This is a genomic window from Helicobacter sp. (assembly GCF_014799995.1).
Taxonomy (GTDB): Bacteria; Campylobacterota; Campylobacteria; order Campylobacterales; family Helicobacteraceae; genus Helicobacter_D.
This window is the reverse complement of record NZ_JAAVGY010000056.1, coordinates 23,489-43,682: the sequence shown is the minus strand read 5'-3', so window position 1 is coordinate 43,682 and position 20,194 is coordinate 23,489. Positions and strand designations below refer to the sequence as shown.

Sequence of the window (20,194 nt, the reverse complement as noted above, 5' to 3'; positions counted from 1 at the left end):
GGCTAAATTTTGCTACAATAGCAAAGTTATTTTAATTTTAGGGTATTTAGATGACTTTTAACACCACGCTTGATTCTATTAAAACCTACGAAGCGGGAAAACCTATTGAACTTGTTGTGAGAGAGTTTGGAATCCCAGAAAATGAAATCATCAAGCTTGCCTCTAATGAAAATCCACTAGGCGCGAGCCCCAAAGTCATAGAAACAATCATCAAAAACGCTTGCAATGCGCATTTGTATCCAGACGATTCTATGTTTGCTTTAAAAAACGCTTTGAGCAAATATTATAATATGCAAAGCAAAGAAGTGATTATTGGTTCAGGAAGCGACCAAATCATTGAGTTTTGTATCCACGCTAAAGCCAATCAAAACAGCAAAATCTTAATGGCAAAAACAACTTTTGCAATGTATGAAGTCTATGCTAAAGCCGTAGGCGCACAAGTCATTCGCACTGCAAGTCATGAACATAATCTAAAGGAATTTTTAGAATCCTACCAGCAACACAAACCACAAATCATTTTCCTTTGTATCCCCAATAACCCTTTGGGAGAATGTTTAGACGCAAAAGAAACCTTTGATTTTTTAAAACAAATAGATAAAGATTGTTTGATTGTCATTGACGGGGCTTATCAAGAATATGCTAAAGCCAAAGATTCTAGCAAAGAAATCAATCCAAAATCCCTCATTGAGACATTCCCTAATGCGATTTATTTAGGCACTTTTTCCAAAGCTTATGGATTAGGAGGTATGCGCGTAGGTTATGGAATCGCAAGGGAAGAGGTTATCCAAGCCCTTTTAAAGCTCCGCCCACCTTTCAATATCACGACTTTATCCTTAGCTGCAGCTATTGAGGCTCTAAAAGACCAAGAACACATTAGAAAAAGCATTCAAAACAATCTTGCCCAAATGCCAGAGTTTGAAAAATTTGCCCAAGAAAAAGGCTTCAAATACACCCCGAGTTTCACTAATTTCATCACTTATTATTTTGAAGCACCTCTCAATTCTACCCAGATTGCAGATTATTTATTGCAAAGAGGTATGATTATTAGAAACCTTGCTTCGTATGGCTTAAATGCGATTCGCATTACTTTGGGCACAGAGACACAAAACAAAAAGTTTTTCACACTTTTTCATCAATATTTAGTTCAAAAATAGGATTAAGCATTGGATTTAAAAGCATTATTTGAACAAATTAGAAGCCTCTATAAGCGGCTTAATCAAAGGCAAAAAATCGTTATCTTGGCAACAATCGTTGCGGTAGTTGGCTTCATCTCTGCTCTTGTGGTTTGGAATTCCTCCAATAAAGCGGGTGTCTTATATCCGGGTTATGCAGTATTGTTTGAGGGAGTAAGCCCAGAAGATGGCGCGCTAATCGTGCAGCAACTCCAACAGGATAGAATCCCCTACCAAATCCCTAAAGACAATACGATTCTGATTCCTCAAGAATCTGTCTATGAACAAAGAATGAAGCTAGCAAGCAATGGAATCCCAAAAAGTAGCAAAATTGGTTTTGAGATTTTTGACACTAAAGACTTCGGTGCAACTGACTTTGACCAACGTATTAAATATTTGCGTGCGCTTGAGGGAGAATTATCCCGCACCATTGAGAGTTTAGCCCCCATTCAAAAAGCAACCGTGCATTTAGCGCAACCTGAAAAAACCGTCTTTGTCAGCGAGCAAACACCTCCTACTGCTTCTGTCGTCCTTGTTTTTAAACCCGCGCAAGCCTTGACTCCAAAACAAATTTCGGGAATTAAAAACATTGTTTCCTCTGCGATTCCAAATTTAACCGTTGAAAATGTGGAAGTCGTTAATGAAAAAGGCGAGCCCTTAAGCGAACTAGACGAACTAGGAGGCGCGCGTGAGCTTGCCGCTGCACAATTGCGTTACAAAACAAATTTTGAACAAACCTTAGAGGAAAAAATCGTCAATATCTTAGCACCCATTACAGGCGGAAGAGAGGGCGTTGTCGCAAAGGTTACCGCAGAATTTGACTTTGCGCAAAAAGAAAGCACGCAAGAATATTATGACCCCAATAATGTGGTGCGAAGTATCCAAGATTTAGAAGAAAAACGTGAAGGATTTCGTCCAAAAGAAATTGGCGGGGTTCCGGGCGTTGTAAGCAATATTGGTCCTGTGCAAGGACTAGAAGATGAAGACACAAAAGAAAGATACGAAAAAACTCAAAATACCACTAATTTTGAAATTAGCAAAACAATTTCTAATATCAAAGGAGAGTTTGCCACGATTCGCAGGCTTTCTGCTGCGGTTGTCGTAGATGGCAAATATTCTCGTCAGTTAGATGAAGAGGGAGTGGAAAAACTAGAATACACCGCACTTAGTGATGAGGAGATGGAACAAATTTCAGCCCTTGTGCGTCAAGCTATTGGTTATAGTCAGCAAAGAGGAGATGAAGTCTCTGTGAGCAATTTTCAACTCAATGGGCAACTCTCTGGATTCAAAGCACGCACTCCTTTAGAGAGATTCTTAGAGGGCGCATCTGCCCTCTTAGCACCTTTTATGCCATTGCTTAAATATGCGATTGTGGGCTTGATTCTCTTCTTCTTCTACAAAAAAGTCATTGTGCCCTTTAGTGAGCGTATGCTTGAGGCAAGAGCAGATGAAGAAGAAGAGCTTGATTCTCTCATTAAGATTGATGAAGACGAGGAAGAAAATAGTGATAGGTTGAATGAAGTGCGTCGTAGAATTGAAGACCAACTTGGCTTTGGCGGAGGAAATGAAGACGAAATCAAATACAATGTCTTATTAGAAAAAATTAAGGAAATTGCAATGGAGAAACCAGCTGAACTTGCGAATCTCTTTCAAACCTTAGTGCATGATGAACTAGGGCTTGAAAATATGGGTGGAGGAGGAAAACACTAATGCCTTCTATTACGCTAAGTCCGCGCCAACAAGCACAATATGACGAATTTTCAATGGCGGAAAAAATCGCGATTCTACTCGTGCAACTAGGCGATGAAATCACGGGTGAAATTTTTTCAAACCTAGACTTGGATTCTATCACAGAGGTTTCTAAATATATTGCTCAAAATTCAGGGATAGATAAAGCACTTGGGGGAGCAGTTTTAGAAGAATTTTACGCAATTTTCCAATCTAATCAATATATTTCTACCGGTGGTTTTGAATACGCCAAAGAATTGCTTTACCGCACACTAGGACCAGAAGCTGCGAAAAAGGTTTTGGACAAGCTTGCCAAATCTATGCAATCCTCTCAAAACTTTGCTTACCTTTCTCGTGTGCGCCCACAACAACTTTCAGACTTCATTATTCACGAACACCCACAAACGATTGCTTTGATTCTAGCGCATATGGACCCGACAAATGCCGCAGAGACATTAAACTTTTTCTCCGATGATTTGCGGGCAGAAATTGCGATTCGTATGGCAAACTTGGGTGATATTTCCCCTAATGTCGTCAAGCGTGTTTCTACGGTGCTAGAAAATAAATTAGAATCCCTCACAAGCTATAAAGTAGAAGTAGGTGGAATCCGTGCAGTTGCAGAAGTTTTCAACCGCTTAGGACAAAAAGCAGCCAAAGCAACGATTGCCTATATTGAACAAATTGACGACCAATTAGCCGCAGCAATCAAAGAGATGATGTTTACTTTTGAAGATATTGAGAAACTAGACAACAATGCGATTCGTGAGATTTTAAAAATCATTGACAAAAAAGACTTGATTTTAGCACTCAAGGCTTCCCCAGAAGAACTAAAGCAAAAATTTATGTCCAATATGTCGCAAAGGGCGGGAGAACAATTCTTAGAGGAAATGCAATTTTTAGGTGCGGTAAAAGTCAAAGATGTTGAAGCAGCTCAACGTAGAATCGTAGAAACCGTCCAATCACTTTCAGAACAAGGCATTATCCAAATCGGAGAACAAGAGGATACCATTGAATAATATTAATGAGCACGAAAACATTATTACAGAAGCACACAAAGAACGGCACGACATTAAAAAATATAATTTTAGAAATATGGAAATTTCTAATAAAACAGAAGCTCCTGCGCAAGCCAATGCAGAATCTCAAGTCGTTGAAACACCACAGCCCACAATGCAGATAGTAGAACCTCCAAAACAAGCAGAACCAAGCATTGATGCGCCCGCATTGAAGCTATTTGAAACTGAAGTGATTGATAAGATTCTACAAAAAAGTGATGTGCTCGCACAATCTTTGCAAAAACTGCAAGAACGATTTGATAAACAAGAAAAAGAGATTGGCGAAAAAGTCAATTCTGCTAAAGCCGAAGCAAAAGAACAAGGCTTTAACGAAGGCTATCAAAAAGCCAAACAAGAACTAGAAGCGCAAATCAATAGCCAAAGAGAACTCTACGCATTAAGCATTCAGCGCATTGATAGCAATATTGCAGAATCCAAAAATCACATTCTAGGCTTAGAAAAAGAATTAAGCTCCATTGCCTTAGATATTGCAAGAGAAGTCATTGCAGCAGAAATCAGCACCAATAGTGCGAAGATTGCCTCGTCCCTAGCGCGCACGCTTCTACAAGATTTATCACAAAACACACAAGTAACACTCAAGGTTTTTCCCGGTGATTTAGAGGAATTAAAAGAATCTCTCAAGGACTTAAACCAAGTCGTGTTAGAGGCTGACCAAGCGATTTCCAAAGGTGGTGTGGTGATTTTGAGCAGTGAGGGGAATATTGACGGGGATATTTTTATGCGTTTTGAGACTTTGAAAAAATCTATTTTGGAGAACAAGCTATAATGCCTTTGGATTCTAAATATTTGGAGCTTTTACGTCAAAGGGAATTTAGCGAAGAAGACTTTATCACTCTCAATGAGCTTGCACAAAAGGTGCGGGATAGAATCCTAGAAGTCGTATCTAAAAACGGGGGACATTTAAGCTCTACTTTGGGTGCGGTGGAACTCATTATCGGTATGCACTGCGTTTTTAACAATCCCAAAGACCCTTTTATCTTTGATGTCAGCCACCAAGCCTATGCTCACAAACTCTTAACAGGACGTTGGGATTCTTTTGAGACTTTGCGCCAAAGGCAAGGCATTAGCGGTTTTACCAAGCCAAGTGAAAGCGACCAAGATTATTTCATTGCAGGGCATAGCTCCACTTCTATTTCCTTAGGTGTTGGTGTCGCTAAAGCCTTTCACCTTAAAGGCGTGGAAAATATCCCTGTGATTTTGATTGGCGATGGAGCGATGAGTGCGGGGCTCGCCTATGAAGCCTTAAACGAGCTTGGCGATAGAAAATATCCTATGGTGATTATTTTAAATGATAATGAAATGAGCATTGCAGAGCCTATCGGGGCAATCAGCAAATATCTCTCCCAAACGATTGCGGGCAAATTCACCCAAAATATCAAAAACAAAATTGGAAGCGTAATCAACAATATGCCCAATGCAACCTACCTCGCAAAGCGATTTGAAGAATCCATCAAGCTTATTACGCCCGGAATGTTGTTTGAAGAGCTTGGATTGGATTATATCGGACCCATTGATGGACATAATTTAAAAGAAATCATTAAATCTTTGCGTCTTGCAAAGAGTATTCAAAAACCTATCGTAGTGCATGCTCAAACCCTCAAAGGCAAGGGTTATCCCATAGCAGAAGGGCATTTAGAACAATGGCACGGCGTGAGTCCTTTTGATAGGCAAAATGGCACAGCATTATCCAAAAATAGCGCGAAATCTCCGACACAAATCTTTTCCCAAACTCTGTTAGAAATTGCCCAAAAGGATTCCAAAGTCGTCGGAATCACTGCGGCAATGCCAAGCGGCACGGGGCTTGATTCGCTCATTAAATCCTTTCCAGAACGTTTTTGGGACGTTGCCATAGCCGAACAACACGCCACCACACAGGCAAGCTCTCTTGCCAAGGAGGGATTTAAGCCTTTTGTCGTGATTTACTCTACTTTCCTCCAACGCGCCTTTGACCAAATTGTCCATGATGTAGGAATTATGCAAATGCCTGTGAAATTTGCGATTGACCGCGCAGGAATCGTAGGGGAAGATGGGGAAACGCATCAAGGCGTCTTTGATATTGCGTATTTAAATATGATTCCAAATTTCGTGCTCTTTGCGCCTCGAGACCAAGCGACTTTAAGGCTTGCAGTGCATTTTGCCAATGAGTTTTCAAGCGCGCCTTGTGCCTTTCGTTATCCCAGAAAATCCTTTAAACTTAAAGAGGATATTTTCTCGCCAACGCCTTTTACATTAGGCAAATTAGAAATCTTAAAAGAATCCCAAAACGCGATTCTTTTGCTTGGCTATGGCAATGGTGTAGGACGCGCGCACGCTTGTTTGCTGGAGCTAGAAGCGCGAAACATTCCTTGTGCGCTTGTAGATTTGCGCTTCATTAAGCCTTTGGATAAAGAATCTCTGCTTCATCTTGCGGAATCTCATTCCCGTTGGTTTATTTTTAGCGATAGTGCAAAAATCGGTGGTGTGGGGCATATTCTAAGCGCATTTGCACAAGAACATCATCTAAAAGTCAAAATCCATTCTTTTGAGTTTGGAGATTCTTTCATCTCTCATGGCAAAGTAGAAGAAGTGGAAGAGCAACTAGGATTAAGCACTCCTCAACTGACACAACAAATCTTACGATACATATAGGAAAATCTTATGCACAAGCTCTTTTTAATTTTTCTTTTGAGTTTCTTTGTTTATGCACAAGATTCTATGGAACAAAGTTCTGCACAATCCCCCATACAAAAAGAAGAATCTTTAGATGAATTTGAAAATGAATATAACCAACAAACCCCCATTAAAGACCCGCTTATGCGTTATAATCGCTGGATGCACAATGTGAATTGGGGAATCTATGATTATGCAATTAGCCCTGCGTTAAATGTATATAATCGTGCAATGCCACTTGGGATTAGAATCGGTATTTATAATTTTTTTGACAATCTCACTTTCCCATTGCGTTTTCTCGCCTCTTTACTCGCTGGAGAACCAAAAAACGCTATGGATGAAATGGGACGTTTTGCGATTAATTCCACTGCTGGGATTCTAGGAATCTTTGATGTTGCCTCACAAAATGGTTTATACTCTCATCACAATGATTTTGGCATTACCTTTGGCAAATGGGGAATGGGAAGTGAATTTCATCTTGTTTTGCCGCTTCTTGGACCTAGCAATCTACGCGACACTTTAGCTCTGCCGCTTAACACCCTAGCCTATCCGACAAACTATATTCAACCTAGCGAACTTGCAATTAGTGCTGGTGTGTTAGAAGTAGCCAATTACACTGCAAGACATAAAGAGACTTTGGATTCTCTCTATCAAGACTCTTTAGATAGCTATCTATTATTTCGCGATTCTTACGAACAAAGGCGCAACGAACTCATCTTAGATAAATAAAGGAAACCAAATGACGACTTCAAAGACTTTTCACAAAATCCTATTTGCTTTCTGCCTTTTTTGGGGAGTTTTTTATTCTTTTGCTTTTGGATTAGAACTGCCCGAAATCCAGAGCACAATGACACAAAATATACAAAAAACACTTGAAATTTTGCAAAAAAACATCGCAAAAAATCCCAAAGATTCTACAATCTCCAACGCACAAGCAGAACAAATTGCAAAAGAAATTTTCACGCTCTTTGATTCTATTTTTGATTACAATCTTATGGCGCAACTCTCCCTCTCTAAGGATTACAAAACCTTAACCCAAGCCCAAAAAGAGCAATACCACCAAGCCTTTGAACAGAATCTCAAAAAAAGCTTTACAGACAAGTTAAAGCTCTACAAAGACGAAAAGATAGAAGTTGTCGGTGGAGAAAAAACCAAACCCAACCGCTATAATCTCAAAGCTTCTATCATCTTAGATGGCAAATTAAACTTCATTATTTTCAAATTTCACGATGACAAGGGGGATTGGAAAATCTATGATGTGGATATTCTAGGAATTAGTGTGATTCAAACTTATCGTTCCCAATTTGGCGATATTTTAGCCCATAGCGATTTTCAAACTCTACTAACAAAGCTCAAAAGTGAAATTGCCTTTGAATCTCAAAAACAATAATCTTTCCTTGCGATTCTATCGGACAATCTTAAATGCGCCTAAGGTTGTCCTCGCGCTTTGCATTATTGCTCTGTTTGTCTTTGGTTTCTTTGCGCTTAGGCTTCCTATTGACGCAAGCTCCGATAGCTTAATCCTAGAAAACGACAAAGACTTCAAGACTTACGAATCCATTGCCAAAAACTATTCCTCTCAAGATTTTCTCATCTTAGCCTTAAGCCCCAAAAGTGGCGATGTGTTCAGTCAAGATTCGCTTGCAACATTGCAAAATCTCACACAAGATTTAAAAGAGATTCCACAAATTGACGGAATCTTAAGTATTTTAAATGCTCCCCTGCTTAAAAGTGTGCCCAATTTGGATTTACAAGAATCCCTCCAAGCCAATATTACCTTGCTCTCTCCCCAAACAGATTTCAAATTGGCAAAAAACGAGATTTTAAATCACCCTTTCTATGCGCAAAATCTAATTTCCAAAGACGCTAAAACTGCCGGGGTTCTAATCTATCTTACTGCAAATGAGAATTTAGAAAAGTTAAGAGAACTCAAAAACACGACAATAGACGAATCCCAAAAACAAGAGATTCAAAAGCTCATTGAAAAAGAAAAAGAAAAGGCACAAGCACAAAACGACACCACTATCGCTAAACTCAAAAACTTGCAAAACAAATATGAGGGATTACAAATCGGCGGAATCACGCTCATTGCTAGCGATATGATTGCCTATGTCAAATCCGACCTCATCACTTATGGGACAAGCCTAAGCGTGATTTTAGCCTTGATGCTTTGGATATTTTTCAGACATTTTAGATTCGTGCTCCTCACCCTATTCATCTGCTTTTTCACTCTTGTTGTGAGTAGTGGAATCTTCGCTGCATTAGGCTATCAAATTACGGTGGTTTCCTCTAATTATGTTTCTTTGTTGCTGATTATCAATGTCTCTTTAGTCGTGCATTTAATTGTGGCTTATTTGGAGTTTCATTCCAAATTTCCCAAAGCCTCACAAAAAAATCTCCTCTTGGCTACGCTTTTAACCAAACAAATGCCAAGCTTTTTTGCTGCTTTTACAACTATTATCGGTTTTATTAGCCTCGTTTATTCTAATATTTTGCCCATTATTCATTTGGGTATCGTGATGAGCTTGGGCGTGAGTGTTGCCTTGCTCTTTACCTTTGTGCTTTTTGCAAGCATTCTAGCTCTCCTTGAGAAGCCAAAACACATTACCAAACTCTCTACAAGGCAGCAGAATTTCTTAGAATTTTGCGCGATTTTGAGTATCAAAAAGCCAAAGGTGATTTATTCTCTCGCGCTTTTTTGCATTGTATTTAGCCTCTATGGAATCCAAAACCTAAGAGTTGAAAATAGCTTTGTGAATTACTTTAAAGACTCTAGTGAAATCAAGCAAGGCTTACTCAAGATTGATAAAGACTTGGGCGGCACAGTGCCTTTAGAGATTCTTATTACTTTTATGGATAAACCCCAAGCTCAAGATTCTGAAGATGACTTTGAGGCGGAATTTAATGCGTTAGAATCGCAAGATATTTATTGGTTTGATAGCCAAAAGTTAAGATTAGCCAAACGCGTGCATACTTACTTAGAAAGCAATCCTTATGTCGGCTCTATCTTGAGTTTGCATAGCTTGGTGCAACTGATAGATACTTTAGGAATCCAAGCCGATGATTTCACTCTTGCCTTTCTCTATAAAAATTCCCAAGATTCGCTAAAATCTCAACTTTTTACGCCCTATGCCAATTTAGAACAAAACCAGCTAAGATTCGTCTTGCGCACATTTGATTCAGATAAGAGCCTCAAACGCAATGAGTTCATTACTCAAATCACAAAGGATTTAAACGGTTTATTACTCAATGAAAAAGTACAACTCCAAGTCAATGGTGCAATGGTGTTGTATAATAATTTACTCCAAAACCTCATTTCCTCTCAAGTGGATACTTTAAGCTTCGTAGTCGGAATTATTTTTCTTGTTTTCTTATGGATTTTTAGAAGTCTTAGGCTTGCTATCATTGCGCTTTTGACGAATCTAATTCCACTAGGAGCGATTTTTGGAATCTTAGGCTTGAGTGGGATTCCATTAGACCTTATGGGCGTTACAATCGCTGCAATTTCTCTTGGAATTGGCGTAGATGATGTGATACATTACATTCATCGCTTCAAGGTTGAAATCAAAAACAACTCCATTCAAGAAGCAATTATCAAATCGCACGATTCTATCGGAAGTGCAATGTATTATACGACTTTAATTATCGTGGTTGGTTTCTGTGCAATGATGAGCAGCAACTTTATCCCCACAATTTACTTTGGATTCTTAACAACACTCGTAATGCTTCTAATGCTACTTAGCGCACTCCTCTTGCTCCCTACTTTGCTCAATAGTTTCTATAAAAAGACTCGTTAAGATTCTAGCGGAATAAATGAGGGGCAAGAGTAGAGACTTATGAATTTTCTGCAACTTGCCTTGCAAATCATAAAAACTCATAATGTTCAAGATTCAAAACTACATTATGATTATATTTATCCCATTGTAAAGAATAAATACAGCCGATTTTCTTTCCTACACTCTCTCGTAAATCTTGAAAAAACACTAAGGCATTTTGCTTGCTTTGATTTTCTTGCAGTCTCACACTGCTATGCCCTGCGCCAAAATAACGCACTTCTATAATCAATGCTTCTGTATAGAATTTGGGCAACGCATTGCCTTGCCCAAAAGGTTCAAAATTTTGGATTCTTTGAAAAAATGGCACATCAATCAAATCCAAAGGCAATCTCCCAAGCACCTCTTTAAAATAAGATTCCTGCGCAGGAATCGTTTGCTGGTATTCAAGCTTCATTAATCGTTGTTTGAAGTTTTCTAAATTTTCTAAACCCAAACTCAATCCTGCCGCACCAATATGTCCCCCAAAGGCTATCAAATATTCTTTGCTAGCCTCTAAAACCTGCATACAATCTACATTAATAGAACGCATACTCCCCTTTAGGATTCCGTCCTTTAAAGTCAAAACAATGCTTGGCTTTAGAAATTCCTCACTCAATCGTGCGGCAATAATTCCAATGATTCCCTCGTGCCAAGATTGATGAAATACCAAAACAAAAGGCAAATTCTGATGATTCTCTTGTGCGCAAAACATTGCCTTTGCCTCTTCATAAATGGTATTTTGTAAAGTCTTGCGCTTAGCATTCAAGTCCAATAATTTCTTAAGGAGTTGTTTAGACTCTGCAAAATTATCCGCAATCAAAAAATGATATGCCAAGAGTGCGTTTTCCATTCTGCCTGCACAATTTAATAAAGGCGCAATATAATAGCTAATCAGTTGTGCGTCTAAATTATACTTTGAAAAATGTTCTTTGAGCCCAAGCAGTGCGATTCTTTTGCTTTGACGCAAAACTTCCAAGCCTTTTTTGAGAAGCACACGATTGATTCCACGCAATGGCATTACATCACTTACAATCGCAAGGGCAAGCAAATCTAAAAACTCCACCATTGACACATTGGATTGCATTTCATTTTTTAATGCAGCACAGAGATACCACGCCACACAAGCCCCGCAGATTTCTGGCTCTGGAAACTCACTAGATAGCTTCGGATTACAAATCAATGCTTGAGGCAATTCCTCTTGGGGTGTATGATGGTCTGTGATGATGAGTTCAATGCCCCTTTCTCTGCAAATTTCCGCTGCTTCTATCGCATTGATTCCATTATCCACCGTGATAATCATCTCGCAATCCAAACGCGAAATGACGGAGGCGGATAAGCCATAACCATCTAAAAAACGATTAGGAATCTCAACCTTTATTGGATAGTGGAGTTTCTTAAAAAATTCATAGAGAATCGCACAAGAGACTACCCCATCTACATCATAATCCCCCACAACTACGATTCTTTTGTTTTGTCTGATTGCCTCTGCGATTCTTTGGGCAATTTTAGGTAGATTTTCAAGGCACTTGGGCAATGGCAAGTCTTTTAGGCTTACAATTGTATCTTCTGCAAAACGTTGTGCAAGCTTCGCTTCTATTGCTTGAATATCAAGCAAATCCAAATGCGGAATCAAAGAGAATCTTTAAGGGTGCAATTTTTACTATAAGCCAAAGACTGCTTGATAAATTCTAAAATTACCAAATTGGGTGCTTGCAGACGTGAAGTAAATTCTGGGTGAAACTGCACCGCGACAAACCACGGGTGCTCTTTTAATTCAATCGCTTCAATAAGTCCATTACTCTCGCCGCTCACTATCATACCTTGCGATTCTAGTTTGGAGCGATATTTTGGATTGGCTTCGTAACGATGACGATGTCGCTCTTTAATGATTTCTTGTCCCCCATAGGCGGCTCTTAGCTTACTGCCCTCTTTCGTGCAGCATTCATACTCTCCTAGTCGCATTGTGCCACCCATAGGCGAAGTGTGTGTGCGGATTTGCTTTTTGCCATTTTGGTCAATGAAATTTTCAATCAAATAAATTGCAGGATTTTTCGTTTCTGGGTTAAACTCCATAGAATCCGCATCTTCAATCCCAAGCACATTGCGACAAAATTCCAAGATTGCTAATTGCAAGCCTAAGCAAATTCCAAGAAATGGAATCTTGTTTTCTCTCGCAAACTCAATTGCTTTCATTTTACCCACGATTCCACGTTCGCCAAAGCCTCCGGGAACTAGGATTCCATTGACATATTTTAGACTTTTCAAGGATTCCTCATTTTTCTCTAACTCTTCGCTATCAATCCATTGGATATTGACTTTCGTATCTAAATTTGCGCCGGCGTGAATCAAAGCTTCTATCAAAGATTTGTAAGATTCTTTTAAGGTTAAATATTTACCCACAAATGCAATCGTTACTTCCTCTTGCGGTGCTAAAATCTGCTTGACTAGCAAATCCCATTCTTTCATATCAGGCTTAAATTCAGGCAATTTTAAGAATCTAGCAATCGGAACTAACACGCCCTCTTTTAAAAAATTCAAAGGCATTTGATAAATGCTTTTAGCATCTTGCGCCATTATCACGCAATCATAATCCACATCGCAACTCATAGAAAGCTTGTTTTTGAGCTCTTTTGGAATCTCTTTCTCGGTACGTGCAATAATGATTTGTGGTGTGATTCCGATTCGCCGTAATTCCTGCACGCTATGTTGTGTCGGCTTTGTCTTGAGCTCACCTGCGGCGCGAATTAGTGGGATTAAAGTTACATGCAGACTAATCACGCGTTCAATGCCATATTCGTGCTTCATTTCACGCATTGCTTCCAAAAAAGGCAAGCCCTCAATATCTCCAACCGTGCCTCCAAGCTCAACGACTAAGATTTCTTTCCCTTCGCCCGCAAGAGAGATTCTACGTTTAATCTCATCTACAATATGGGGAATAACTTGAATCGTTTTCCCCAAATAACCGCCTTTGCGCTCCCTATCAATCACGCTTAGATAAACTTGCCCCGTGGTGAAGTTGTTTTTAGAAGAAAAATTCATATTCAAGAAACGTTCATAATGTCCGATGTCCAAATCTGTCTCTGCCCCATCGTGCGTTACAAACACTTCACCGTGTTCTAAGGGGCTCATCGTGCCCGGGTCTACATTAATATAAGGGTCAATCTTTAAGATTCCAACTTCAAAGCCAGAATTTTTTAACAAAGTTGCAATAGATGATGAAGTGATTCCTTTGCCTAATGAACTTAAAACGCCACCGGTTACAAAGATATATTTTGTTTCAAATTTGGACATTATCAACCTCTAAAATTAAAGATATAATTATACTTTTAAGCAAGTTAATTTTTGCTTTTTATTCTCTAGGAATTATTCTTTGTTTTCCTTGCCCCATTCACACATAGAATCTAAAATCGGAATCAGAGATTTTCCCTTTTTGGAGAGACGATATTCTACTTTTGGTGGGATTTGGGGATATTCTTTGCGTTCTATTAGCTTATCGCTTTCAAGTTCTTTCAAGGCATTTGTCAGTGTCTTAAAAGAGATTCCAGACAAGTAACGTTTGAGCTCATTATAACGCACTACTTCAAAGCGAAAGAGACAATACAAAATGCTCATTTTATACTTCCCCGCTATGAGTGAAAGCGTATAGGCAAAGGGCGAATCCTCAAAACATAAATCACACGAAATTTGTGTAGGACAAGTATTTGACATTCCTATCTCCTAAAAGATTATTTGAAGTTTTATTATACTCTCTTTTGAGTATGTATCGCACGAAATTTTCCGTATTGCACTTTTAAAAAGTTTAACTTATAATTCTTGCGAACTTTTGCGCAAGAGTTTAATCAATGTAATAGGAGTAAAAATGCAAACGATTTTACTACTCAATGGCAGCAAACCATTCTATAATTCTGAAGGCAGACTAAGTGCGACTTTGATAGCCACCGCAAAAGGGACTTTAGAATCCTTAGGCTTTAATGTGCTAGAAACACAAATTGACAAAGGTTATGATGAAACACAAGAAATCGCAAAGATTCTCCAATCTGATTGCCTTATATGGCAGTTTCCGGGCTGGTGGATGGGCGAACCTTGGATTGTCAAAGAATATATTGATAAAGTCTTTATGGCTGGAGCATCTCAATTCATCACAGGCGATGGACGACACAGAGACAATCCTACCAAAAACTATGGCACAGGCGGATTACTAAAAAACAAAAAATATCTCTTAAGTACCACTTGGAATGCTCCGCTAGACGCATTTAATGACAAAAACGAATTTTTTGGAGGAATCGGCATAGATGGAGTGAATCTGCATTTGCACAAGGCACACGAATTTATAGGAATGTCTGCATTGCCAAGCTTTACTTGTTATGATGTGGTTAAAAATCCTCAAGTAGAACATTATATTGCGGATTACAAGGCACATTTACACAAAGTATTTGGGCACGACTTAAGGAGCTAAAATGCAAAACTACCAACGCAGAAAGTTTTTAAAAACTTCTGTGCAAATTGCGGGCGTGTTGGTTCTTGGTGGCACAACACATTGCTTTGCGAATTATCATAAAATTAAAGGAGAAAAAATGACAAAAGTCAGTGAATACGAAGCTATTATCAAGGTGATTAATTTTTACCTAGAGGGTGCAAACAAAGGCAAAAGCGAAATAGCCAAACGTGCCTTTACTCAAAATGCTCTAATGCACGGCACAGACAAAGACGGCAGTATCGTGAGTGGAGGTATAGACAATCTCTACAAAGGACTTGAAACAAGCGGAGAAGCGAAAGACTGCAAAACACACATTGATGTGCTTTATGTTGATGAGAGTATCGCAAGTGTGCGTGTGATAATGGAAAATTGGCACGGATTAAACTTCACGGATTTACACCAACTATTCAAAAGCAATGGAGAATGGAAAATCGTCTCAAAGGTTTATCAAGCGCATTAGTAAAAGCATTGAGGGTGAGGGGGGGATAACTTCAACGATTCCTAATCATAAAAACTATAAAATGTAGTCAATGGATTATCTTTTGTTTATCACGACTTTTGCCTCCGTGTCCTTTCTACCCGGCGTTACTATGAATCTCGCACTCTCTCTTGGGCTTAGCGTAGGATTCAAAAAAACTTTATTGATGATGTTTGGTTCGCTTTGTGGATTTACACTTGTAGTTATGCTCTGTGGTTATGGGGCAAACTTCATTTTATCCTATTCCCTTGCTTTTAGAATCTTTCAGGTGCTAAGTGCCCTATTTTTGATTTATCTTGCTTGGAGATTCTCTACTCAAAAGATAACACTACAAGAACAGCATTGCGAGAAAAAAGACAGAATCTCACTTATCCTTCAAGGATTCATTGTCTCTATTTCCAATCCCAAAGCCTATATATTTTTTCTCGCACTCCTCCCACCTTTTTTGGCAAAATCCAATCTTTTTACCCTCGCAAGCATTATGGTGATTTTAGAATTTATCGCACTGACAACTTACGCACTCGGAGGAAGCATGTTTCGGTTGTTTCTCTCTGAATCTATCAATAAGCTTTCTAAACTCTCTGGGCTTTGCCTCTTTGCGCTCGCATTAGGGATTCTTTATGAAGCAATCTTTGAATACTCTTGATAGATTCAATCCATCACAAGATAAATTAATGCTGCACACAAAACTTTTTAATATCCTCTTTGCCCCTAAAAACCAAAGTTTCTTTTTGTAACCTGCATAAAAATTCCAAAATCTCTTGATGTGTAAGGATTCCGATTTTTAAACTCTCGCTTTGCGCATTGGGAAATTCTTTGACTTTCAATCCTAAAAACTCATTCTCTATAAACAAGGGCATTCCAAGCATTGCTTCTTTCGTCTCTTCAGAGAGTGCCAAAAAATCTTTCAGTGTGATTCTACTGCGTAAAAATTCCGACCAATCCTGCTCACTAAAATAAGAAATACTTAAATCTTCTCTCAAAGGGATTCTAAAAGGCTCATACAAAAGATTCAAATAACTTTTTTTAAAGCCCAATTCTCTAAAATTTGGCGTGGGTAGAATATTACAATAAATATCCGTGAATTGCTCCACTTCAAGCACTGCCAAATCCAAATTATCATCTAATGCCAAAATCTTAGCGTGGCTTAGACAAGCAATAGGCTGTCCCAAAACCTCTGTATGATAAAGTGTAATATCCTCTGCTTTTTCTTTATCCAAGACAACTTTAGCACTTGTAAGCACCAAATTATCATTTATCACAAGACCATAACCCTCAATAAAACTAGAGATATGTTGGTTGGGTTTTTTAAATTCTGCAACCACTTTGACGCTATTTTGTAACCACACTGGATATTTTGCATAGGCACTTAGTGCTAAGAATGCTATCAAAATCAGTTTTGCCATTTTTGCCCTTTTTGCAACTTTTAATACTTAAAATACTACAATAAAAACTTTAATTTTACTACTTTAAGGATTCAAAAATGGAATTAAAAGAATTTAATCCTACACAAGAAGATCTTGACGCAATGCAATACGCAACAATTTCCACAGAAAAGGGAGAAATGAAATTAAAGCTTTTTCCACAAGAAGCTCCAAACACTGTCGCGAACTTTGCAAGTCTTGCCCGAAGCGGATTCTACAATAATCTTAATTTTCATCGTGTGATTGCAGGATTTGTCGCACAAGGTGGCTGCCCTGAAGGAAGTGGGCGCGGCGGACCGGGCTATTGTATCAAATGCGAACTAGAAAACAATCCACACAAACACTTTAAAGGCACGATTTCTATGGCACACGCGGGACGCAACACAGGCGGAAGTCAGTTTTTTATTTGCTTTGCACCCCAACCTCATCTTGATGGCGAACACACGGTATTTGGGCACATTCTCCCAAACGACAAAGCAAGTCTAGCGGTATTGGATTCTATCAAACAAGGAGATAAGATTCTAAGCATTACAATTTCTAAAGAATAATATTTTAAGCAAGAATGCTTGCAACATTGCGAGATTCTAAATAGAATCTTGCGCAAGGGAAAACTAGAAATTGCAAGGCAAAGAGAAAGCTCTATTTATCGGAATTTTCTCCCATATAGCCACACGGCAAAACCTATCAATCCAAAGCATAGAATCTCTAGCATAAGAGATTCTAACTCTATCATACGCTCTCCAGCATATTTTTCAACAACACTTCGCTTTTGAGCCAATTTTCTCTTGTCGTCTCATCTAGCGATTCTAAATAACTTGCGTCCAAAGCGTCTTTGAGTTTCTTGCTCTCAATGATTTGTGCGGAATCCTCTGCTTTTACACCCAAATTCAATAAAGTATCACTCAAGGATTCCATATTTAATTCTATTTTAAAACTTTGAATCACTAGAATCTCTACGCTACTTGCGCTCGCACTCTGCATAGTTTTGAGAAAAACCGCTTCCTTGCTACTACTAAGAATCTCATTAAGACTTAAACCTCCATCAAAATTGCTATCTTGTGAAATAGAATGATTGATAAAATCGCCTAGATTATCAATAAATCCCACTTGCTCTAGGAATTTCTTTTGCATTTCCACATTGCCGCCAAACTGCTCCGAAACAGAAGAGTAATTCCCATTAACTAAGCTCACAAGATTCTTGAGATTCAAGCCCTCCTCTAGGCTAATTTTGCCATCGCCATCGGCATCACTACTAAGATAACCCATTTTATAAGCCGCATCATAGTAGAATCCCTTGACATAATCACTCGCTGCCTCAAGACTTCCAAAATGTTCTACTAATTTGTCCGCATTTTCTTGGCTTAGTGGCACACGCACATTTGCTCCACTCACTTCATCAGTAAATTCCACCGCGAGAGATTCTAAGGCACTCACTTCCGAACTTGCGTTCATCGCTAAGGGATTGTGCGCTATTTTGTCCGATTCGCTCACATTGCTTGGCGCAGTAGAAGAAGTCGTAAAAACATGCTTATCAAAAAGCCCTCCACTTGTTTTATTTGCCATTCTATCTATCAGCGAATCATTTTCTACACTTTGCCTAATGACTTCTTTTGCCCTCTTGGCTTCGTCTGCGTCTTTATCTGTAACGCCACTTGCTTGCTGCAAAACATTTGGAATGGCATCTTGGGGCTTGACTTGTTCTTTATCCAACACATTAATAGCCGATTTCAAAGCTGCGCTTTGGGTTTTAGCATTGAGTTGGCTTTGTTTCCGTGCCTCGCTAGATTCTGAACCCTCGCCGATACTAAGCGCATTGGATTCTCCATTTTGTGCATCTTGCAAGCTTTTTTTCAAAGATTCTACATCAACTTCTTTCGCAATCTTCGCACTCACACTCCCATTGCTTTGCAGCTGGGCAATTGCTTCTTGAATCAAACGTTGTTTTTTGAAATAATCCTCTTGACTTGAAGTAATACTCAATCGTTTATTTTCGGCGGATTTGTTTTCTGGATTCAAGGCTTCTTGTATCCAATCTGAATAATTGACACCTGCTACATACGACTGCACACCAAATTGTTTTGAATAAGAATAAGACATTTTCTCTCCTTGTTCTTAAGTTATCCCTGCTTTAAATCAATTCCTTTGTGATTTATTAAGCAAAAATCATTCCTTAATATTAAAAGATTTGATAATAAAGAGATTTCAAAAGTTATTAAGATGGAAAATTGATACAAAAGCACACTATCCTCTTGACAGAGACTAGCTCTCAAGATTTATAATATCAAATTTACTTTTAGATTCCATATTCTAAGGAACAATAATGCAAAATCACAAGCGTAGAAAGTTCCTCAAAACTTCACTACAAATCACAGGCGCATTGGCTCTTAGTAGCACAACAAATCTCCTTGCAAACCAACAAAATCAGACAAAAGGAATCTCTATGCAACTCACAAACAACGCACAACAAAACCTTGAAGCACTTTTTGGCAACCCAAATCTTAGCGAACTCGCCAAGACTGACCCGGAATTTATGCAAAACTATGCCAATTTTGCCTTTGACGAAGTCTATCAAGAGAGCGAAATTCTGCCTTTGCAAACAAGACTTAAGCTCATCTTAGGAAGTCTCATTGCTACACAAGGAATCAGTGAATTTAAAAACTTCGCACAAGCGAGCCTAAAAAATGGCGTGAGCCCTGTGGAGATTAAGGAAATCATTTATCAAGCTACACCCTATGTCGGAATGGGTAAAAGTTTGGAATTTATCCTTGCGAGTAATGAGGTTTTTAAAGCAAACAAAATCAAACTTCCCTTAGAGTCCCAAACAACAACTACGAGAGAAAACAGACAAGAAAAGGGGCTAGCCATACAGAGACATTATTTTGGTGAAAGTATAGACAAGGGAAATGCCGCAGCAAGGGCAGATGTCAAACATATCCGTAGATTCTTAAGCGCAAATTGCTTTGGAGATTATTATACGCGCAAGGGATTAGATATGAACTTTAGAGAGCTTTTAACCTTTGCAATTCTCATTAGTCTTGGCGGTGCAGAACCACAAGTCAAGGCACACATACAAGGCAATCTCAATATTGGTAATGGGAGAAAAATTCTCCTTGCCACTACGACTGCTCTAGTCCCTTATATCGGCTACCCAAGAAGCCTTAATGCGCTAAATGCAATAGATGAAATAACTTTAATGAAATAACAAACACCACCATAAGATTCCATACCAAAGCAATCTGCACTCTAAAATTCATTTCTTTTCTCTCCCTTTTTAAATCTTAATGAGCTAGATACCTTAATAAACACAAAGATAAAATTTAGCTAGAGAGATTTCCTAATTTCAATATTCCCTTAAATTATACTTTTTTCTCTAAA

The 20,194-nt window shown here is 38.7% G+C and carries 18 protein-coding genes; 13 read left to right on the top strand and 5 right to left on the bottom strand.

The genetic code is table 11. The features are described 5' to 3' along the window. Nucleotides 1-50 precede the first annotated feature (50 nt). From hisC to HDT10_RS08495, 8 genes are all read left to right on the top strand, one after another. On the top strand, nucleotides 51-1,154 hold the full coding sequence (gene hisC, locus HDT10_RS08530) for a histidinol-phosphate transaminase (RefSeq protein WP_290882315.1): 1,104 nt from the start codon (nucleotides 51-53) through the stop codon (nucleotides 1,152-1,154). A 9-nt stretch (nucleotides 1,155-1,163) separates the two neighbouring features. After that, nucleotides 1,164-2,882: a flagellar basal-body MS-ring/collar protein FliF gene (fliF, locus tag HDT10_RS08525; protein ID WP_290882313.1), complete on the top strand. Its 1,719-nt coding sequence runs from the start codon at nucleotides 1,164-1,166 to the stop codon at nucleotides 2,880-2,882. Continuing rightward, nucleotides 2,882-3,916, top strand: a complete 1,035-nt coding sequence (fliG, locus tag HDT10_RS08520) for a flagellar motor switch protein FliG (RefSeq protein WP_115550754.1) — start codon at nucleotides 2,882-2,884, stop codon at nucleotides 3,914-3,916. The genes fliF and fliG overlap by 1 nt, the downstream gene beginning before the upstream one ends. Beyond that, the gene (fliH, locus tag HDT10_RS08515) at nucleotides 3,909-4,742 is read left to right on the top strand and encodes a flagellar assembly protein FliH (protein WP_290882309.1); all 834 of its coding nucleotides are present in this window, start codon (nucleotides 3,909-3,911) and stop codon (nucleotides 4,740-4,742) included. Before fliG ends, fliH begins: the two co-directional genes overlap by 8 nt. Continuing rightward, nucleotides 4,742-6,604, top strand: a complete 1,863-nt coding sequence (gene dxs / locus HDT10_RS08510; protein ID WP_290882307.1) for a 1-deoxy-D-xylulose-5-phosphate synthase — start codon at nucleotides 4,742-4,744, stop codon at nucleotides 6,602-6,604. The genes fliH and dxs overlap by 1 nt, the downstream gene beginning before the upstream one ends. 9 nt (nucleotides 6,605-6,613) lie before the next feature. After that, entirely contained in the window at nucleotides 6,614-7,354 is a 741-nt protein-coding gene (locus tag HDT10_RS08505) for a VacJ family lipoprotein (RefSeq protein ID WP_290882305.1), read from the top strand. Between the two features lie 118 nt (nucleotides 7,355-7,472). Further along, complete coding sequence (locus HDT10_RS08500) at nucleotides 7,473-8,015, top strand: ABC transporter substrate-binding protein (RefSeq protein ID WP_290882419.1); 543 nt, start codon at nucleotides 7,473-7,475, stop codon at nucleotides 8,013-8,015. Beyond that, nucleotides 7,984-10,422 carry an MMPL family transporter gene (locus tag HDT10_RS08495; protein WP_290882303.1) on the top strand — a complete coding sequence of 813 codons (2,439 nt, stop codon included), beginning with the start codon at nucleotides 7,984-7,986 and terminating at the stop codon, nucleotides 10,420-10,422. The genes HDT10_RS08500 and HDT10_RS08495 overlap by 32 nt, the downstream gene beginning before the upstream one ends. A gap of 67 nt (nucleotides 10,423-10,489) precedes the next feature. On the opposite strand, the gene recJ is transcribed toward HDT10_RS08495, so the two are convergent. The 3 genes from recJ to HDT10_RS08480 all read right to left on the bottom strand — a co-directional run bounded on the left by recJ (nucleotide 10,490) and on the right by HDT10_RS08480 (nucleotide 14,148). Next, nucleotides 10,490-12,073, bottom strand: a complete 1,584-nt coding sequence (recJ, locus tag HDT10_RS08490) for a single-stranded-DNA-specific exonuclease RecJ (RefSeq protein WP_290882300.1) — start codon at nucleotides 12,071-12,073, stop codon at nucleotides 10,490-10,492. Further along, entirely contained in the window at nucleotides 12,070-13,731 is a 1,662-nt protein-coding gene (locus HDT10_RS08485) for a CTP synthase (protein WP_290882297.1), read from the bottom strand. Before HDT10_RS08485 ends, recJ begins: the two co-directional genes overlap by 4 nt. A 72-nt stretch (nucleotides 13,732-13,803) precedes the next feature. Further along, nucleotides 13,804-14,148, bottom strand: a complete 345-nt coding sequence (locus HDT10_RS08480) for a helix-turn-helix domain-containing protein (protein ID WP_290882294.1) — start codon at nucleotides 14,146-14,148, stop codon at nucleotides 13,804-13,806. A 151-nt stretch (nucleotides 14,149-14,299) separates the two neighbouring features. Between HDT10_RS08480 and HDT10_RS08475 the strand changes: the two genes are divergently transcribed. From HDT10_RS08475 to HDT10_RS08465, 3 genes are all read left to right on the top strand, one after another. Continuing rightward, entirely contained in the window at nucleotides 14,300-14,896 is a 597-nt protein-coding gene (locus tag HDT10_RS08475) for an NAD(P)H-dependent oxidoreductase (RefSeq protein WP_290882293.1), read from the top strand. 1 nt (nucleotide 14,897) lies between these two features. Further along, nucleotides 14,898-15,377: a nuclear transport factor 2 family protein gene (locus tag HDT10_RS08470; protein ID WP_290882291.1), complete on the top strand. Its 480-nt coding sequence runs from the start codon at nucleotides 14,898-14,900 to the stop codon at nucleotides 15,375-15,377. Nucleotides 15,378-15,447: 70 nt separating this feature from the next. Further along, a complete protein-coding gene (locus HDT10_RS08465; protein WP_290882289.1) occupies nucleotides 15,448-16,041 on the top strand; it encodes a LysE family translocator in 594 nt (197 codons plus the stop codon). Nucleotides 16,042-16,066: 25 nt separating this feature from the next. On the opposite strand, the gene HDT10_RS08460 is transcribed toward HDT10_RS08465, so the two are convergent. Next, nucleotides 16,067-16,801 (bottom strand): hypothetical protein, encoded by a 735-nt coding sequence (locus HDT10_RS08460; RefSeq protein WP_290882287.1) that lies wholly within the window; start codon nucleotides 16,799-16,801, stop codon nucleotides 16,067-16,069. Nucleotides 16,802-16,878: 77 nt separating this feature from the next. Between HDT10_RS08460 and HDT10_RS08455 the strand changes: the two genes are divergently transcribed. After that, nucleotides 16,879-17,367, top strand: a complete 489-nt coding sequence (locus tag HDT10_RS08455; protein WP_290882284.1) for a peptidylprolyl isomerase — start codon at nucleotides 16,879-16,881, stop codon at nucleotides 17,365-17,367. Between the two features lie 181 nt (nucleotides 17,368-17,548). Here HDT10_RS08455 and HDT10_RS08450 read toward each other — a convergent pair whose 3' ends face one another. Next, complete coding sequence (locus HDT10_RS08450) at nucleotides 17,549-18,916, bottom strand: hypothetical protein (RefSeq protein WP_290882281.1); 1,368 nt, start codon at nucleotides 18,914-18,916, stop codon at nucleotides 17,549-17,551. Between the two features lie 223 nt (nucleotides 18,917-19,139). Between HDT10_RS08450 and HDT10_RS08445 the strand changes: the two genes are divergently transcribed. Further along, the gene (locus HDT10_RS08445; RefSeq protein ID WP_290882278.1) at nucleotides 19,140-20,021 is read left to right on the top strand and encodes a carboxymuconolactone decarboxylase family protein; all 882 of its coding nucleotides are present in this window, start codon (nucleotides 19,140-19,142) and stop codon (nucleotides 20,019-20,021) included. The last annotated feature ends 173 nt before the right edge of the window (nucleotides 20,022-20,194 follow it).

Bases quoted from the DNA above. Each gene is read 5' to 3' on its own strand.
- HDT10_RS08445 (WP_290882278.1), top strand. From the start codon at position 19,140: ATGCAAAATCACAAGCGTAGAAAGTTCCTCAAAACTTCACTACAAATC.
- hisC (WP_290882315.1), top strand. From the start codon at position 51: ATGACTTTTAACACCACGCTTGATTCTATTAAAACCTACGAAGCGGGA.
- HDT10_RS08455 (WP_290882284.1), top strand. From the start codon at position 16,879: ATGGAATTAAAAGAATTTAATCCTACACAAGAAGATCTTGACGCAATG.
- HDT10_RS08505 (WP_290882305.1), top strand. From the start codon at position 6,614: ATGCACAAGCTCTTTTTAATTTTTCTTTTGAGTTTCTTTGTTTATGCA.
- HDT10_RS08470 (WP_290882291.1), top strand. From the start codon at position 14,898: ATGCAAAACTACCAACGCAGAAAGTTTTTAAAAACTTCTGTGCAAATT.
- HDT10_RS08465 (WP_290882289.1), top strand. From the start codon at position 15,448: ATGGATTATCTTTTGTTTATCACGACTTTTGCCTCCGTGTCCTTTCTA.
- HDT10_RS08460 (WP_290882287.1), bottom strand. From the start codon at position 16,801: ATGGCAAAACTGATTTTGATAGCATTCTTAGCACTAAGTGCCTATGCA.
- HDT10_RS08485 (WP_290882297.1), bottom strand. From the start codon at position 13,731: ATGTCCAAATTTGAAACAAAATATATCTTTGTAACCGGTGGCGTTTTA.
- fliG (WP_115550754.1), top strand. From the start codon at position 2,882: ATGCCTTCTATTACGCTAAGTCCGCGCCAACAAGCACAATATGACGAA.
- HDT10_RS08475 (WP_290882293.1), top strand. From the start codon at position 14,300: ATGCAAACGATTTTACTACTCAATGGCAGCAAACCATTCTATAATTCT.
- HDT10_RS08450 (WP_290882281.1), bottom strand. From the start codon at position 18,916: ATGTCTTATTCTTATTCAAAACAATTTGGTGTGCAGTCGTATGTAGCA.
- HDT10_RS08500 (WP_290882419.1), top strand. From the start codon at position 7,473: ATGACACAAAATATACAAAAAACACTTGAAATTTTGCAAAAAAACATC.
- dxs (WP_290882307.1), top strand. From the start codon at position 4,742: ATGCCTTTGGATTCTAAATATTTGGAGCTTTTACGTCAAAGGGAATTT.
- HDT10_RS08480 (WP_290882294.1), bottom strand. From the start codon at position 14,148: ATGTCAAATACTTGTCCTACACAAATTTCGTGTGATTTATGTTTTGAG.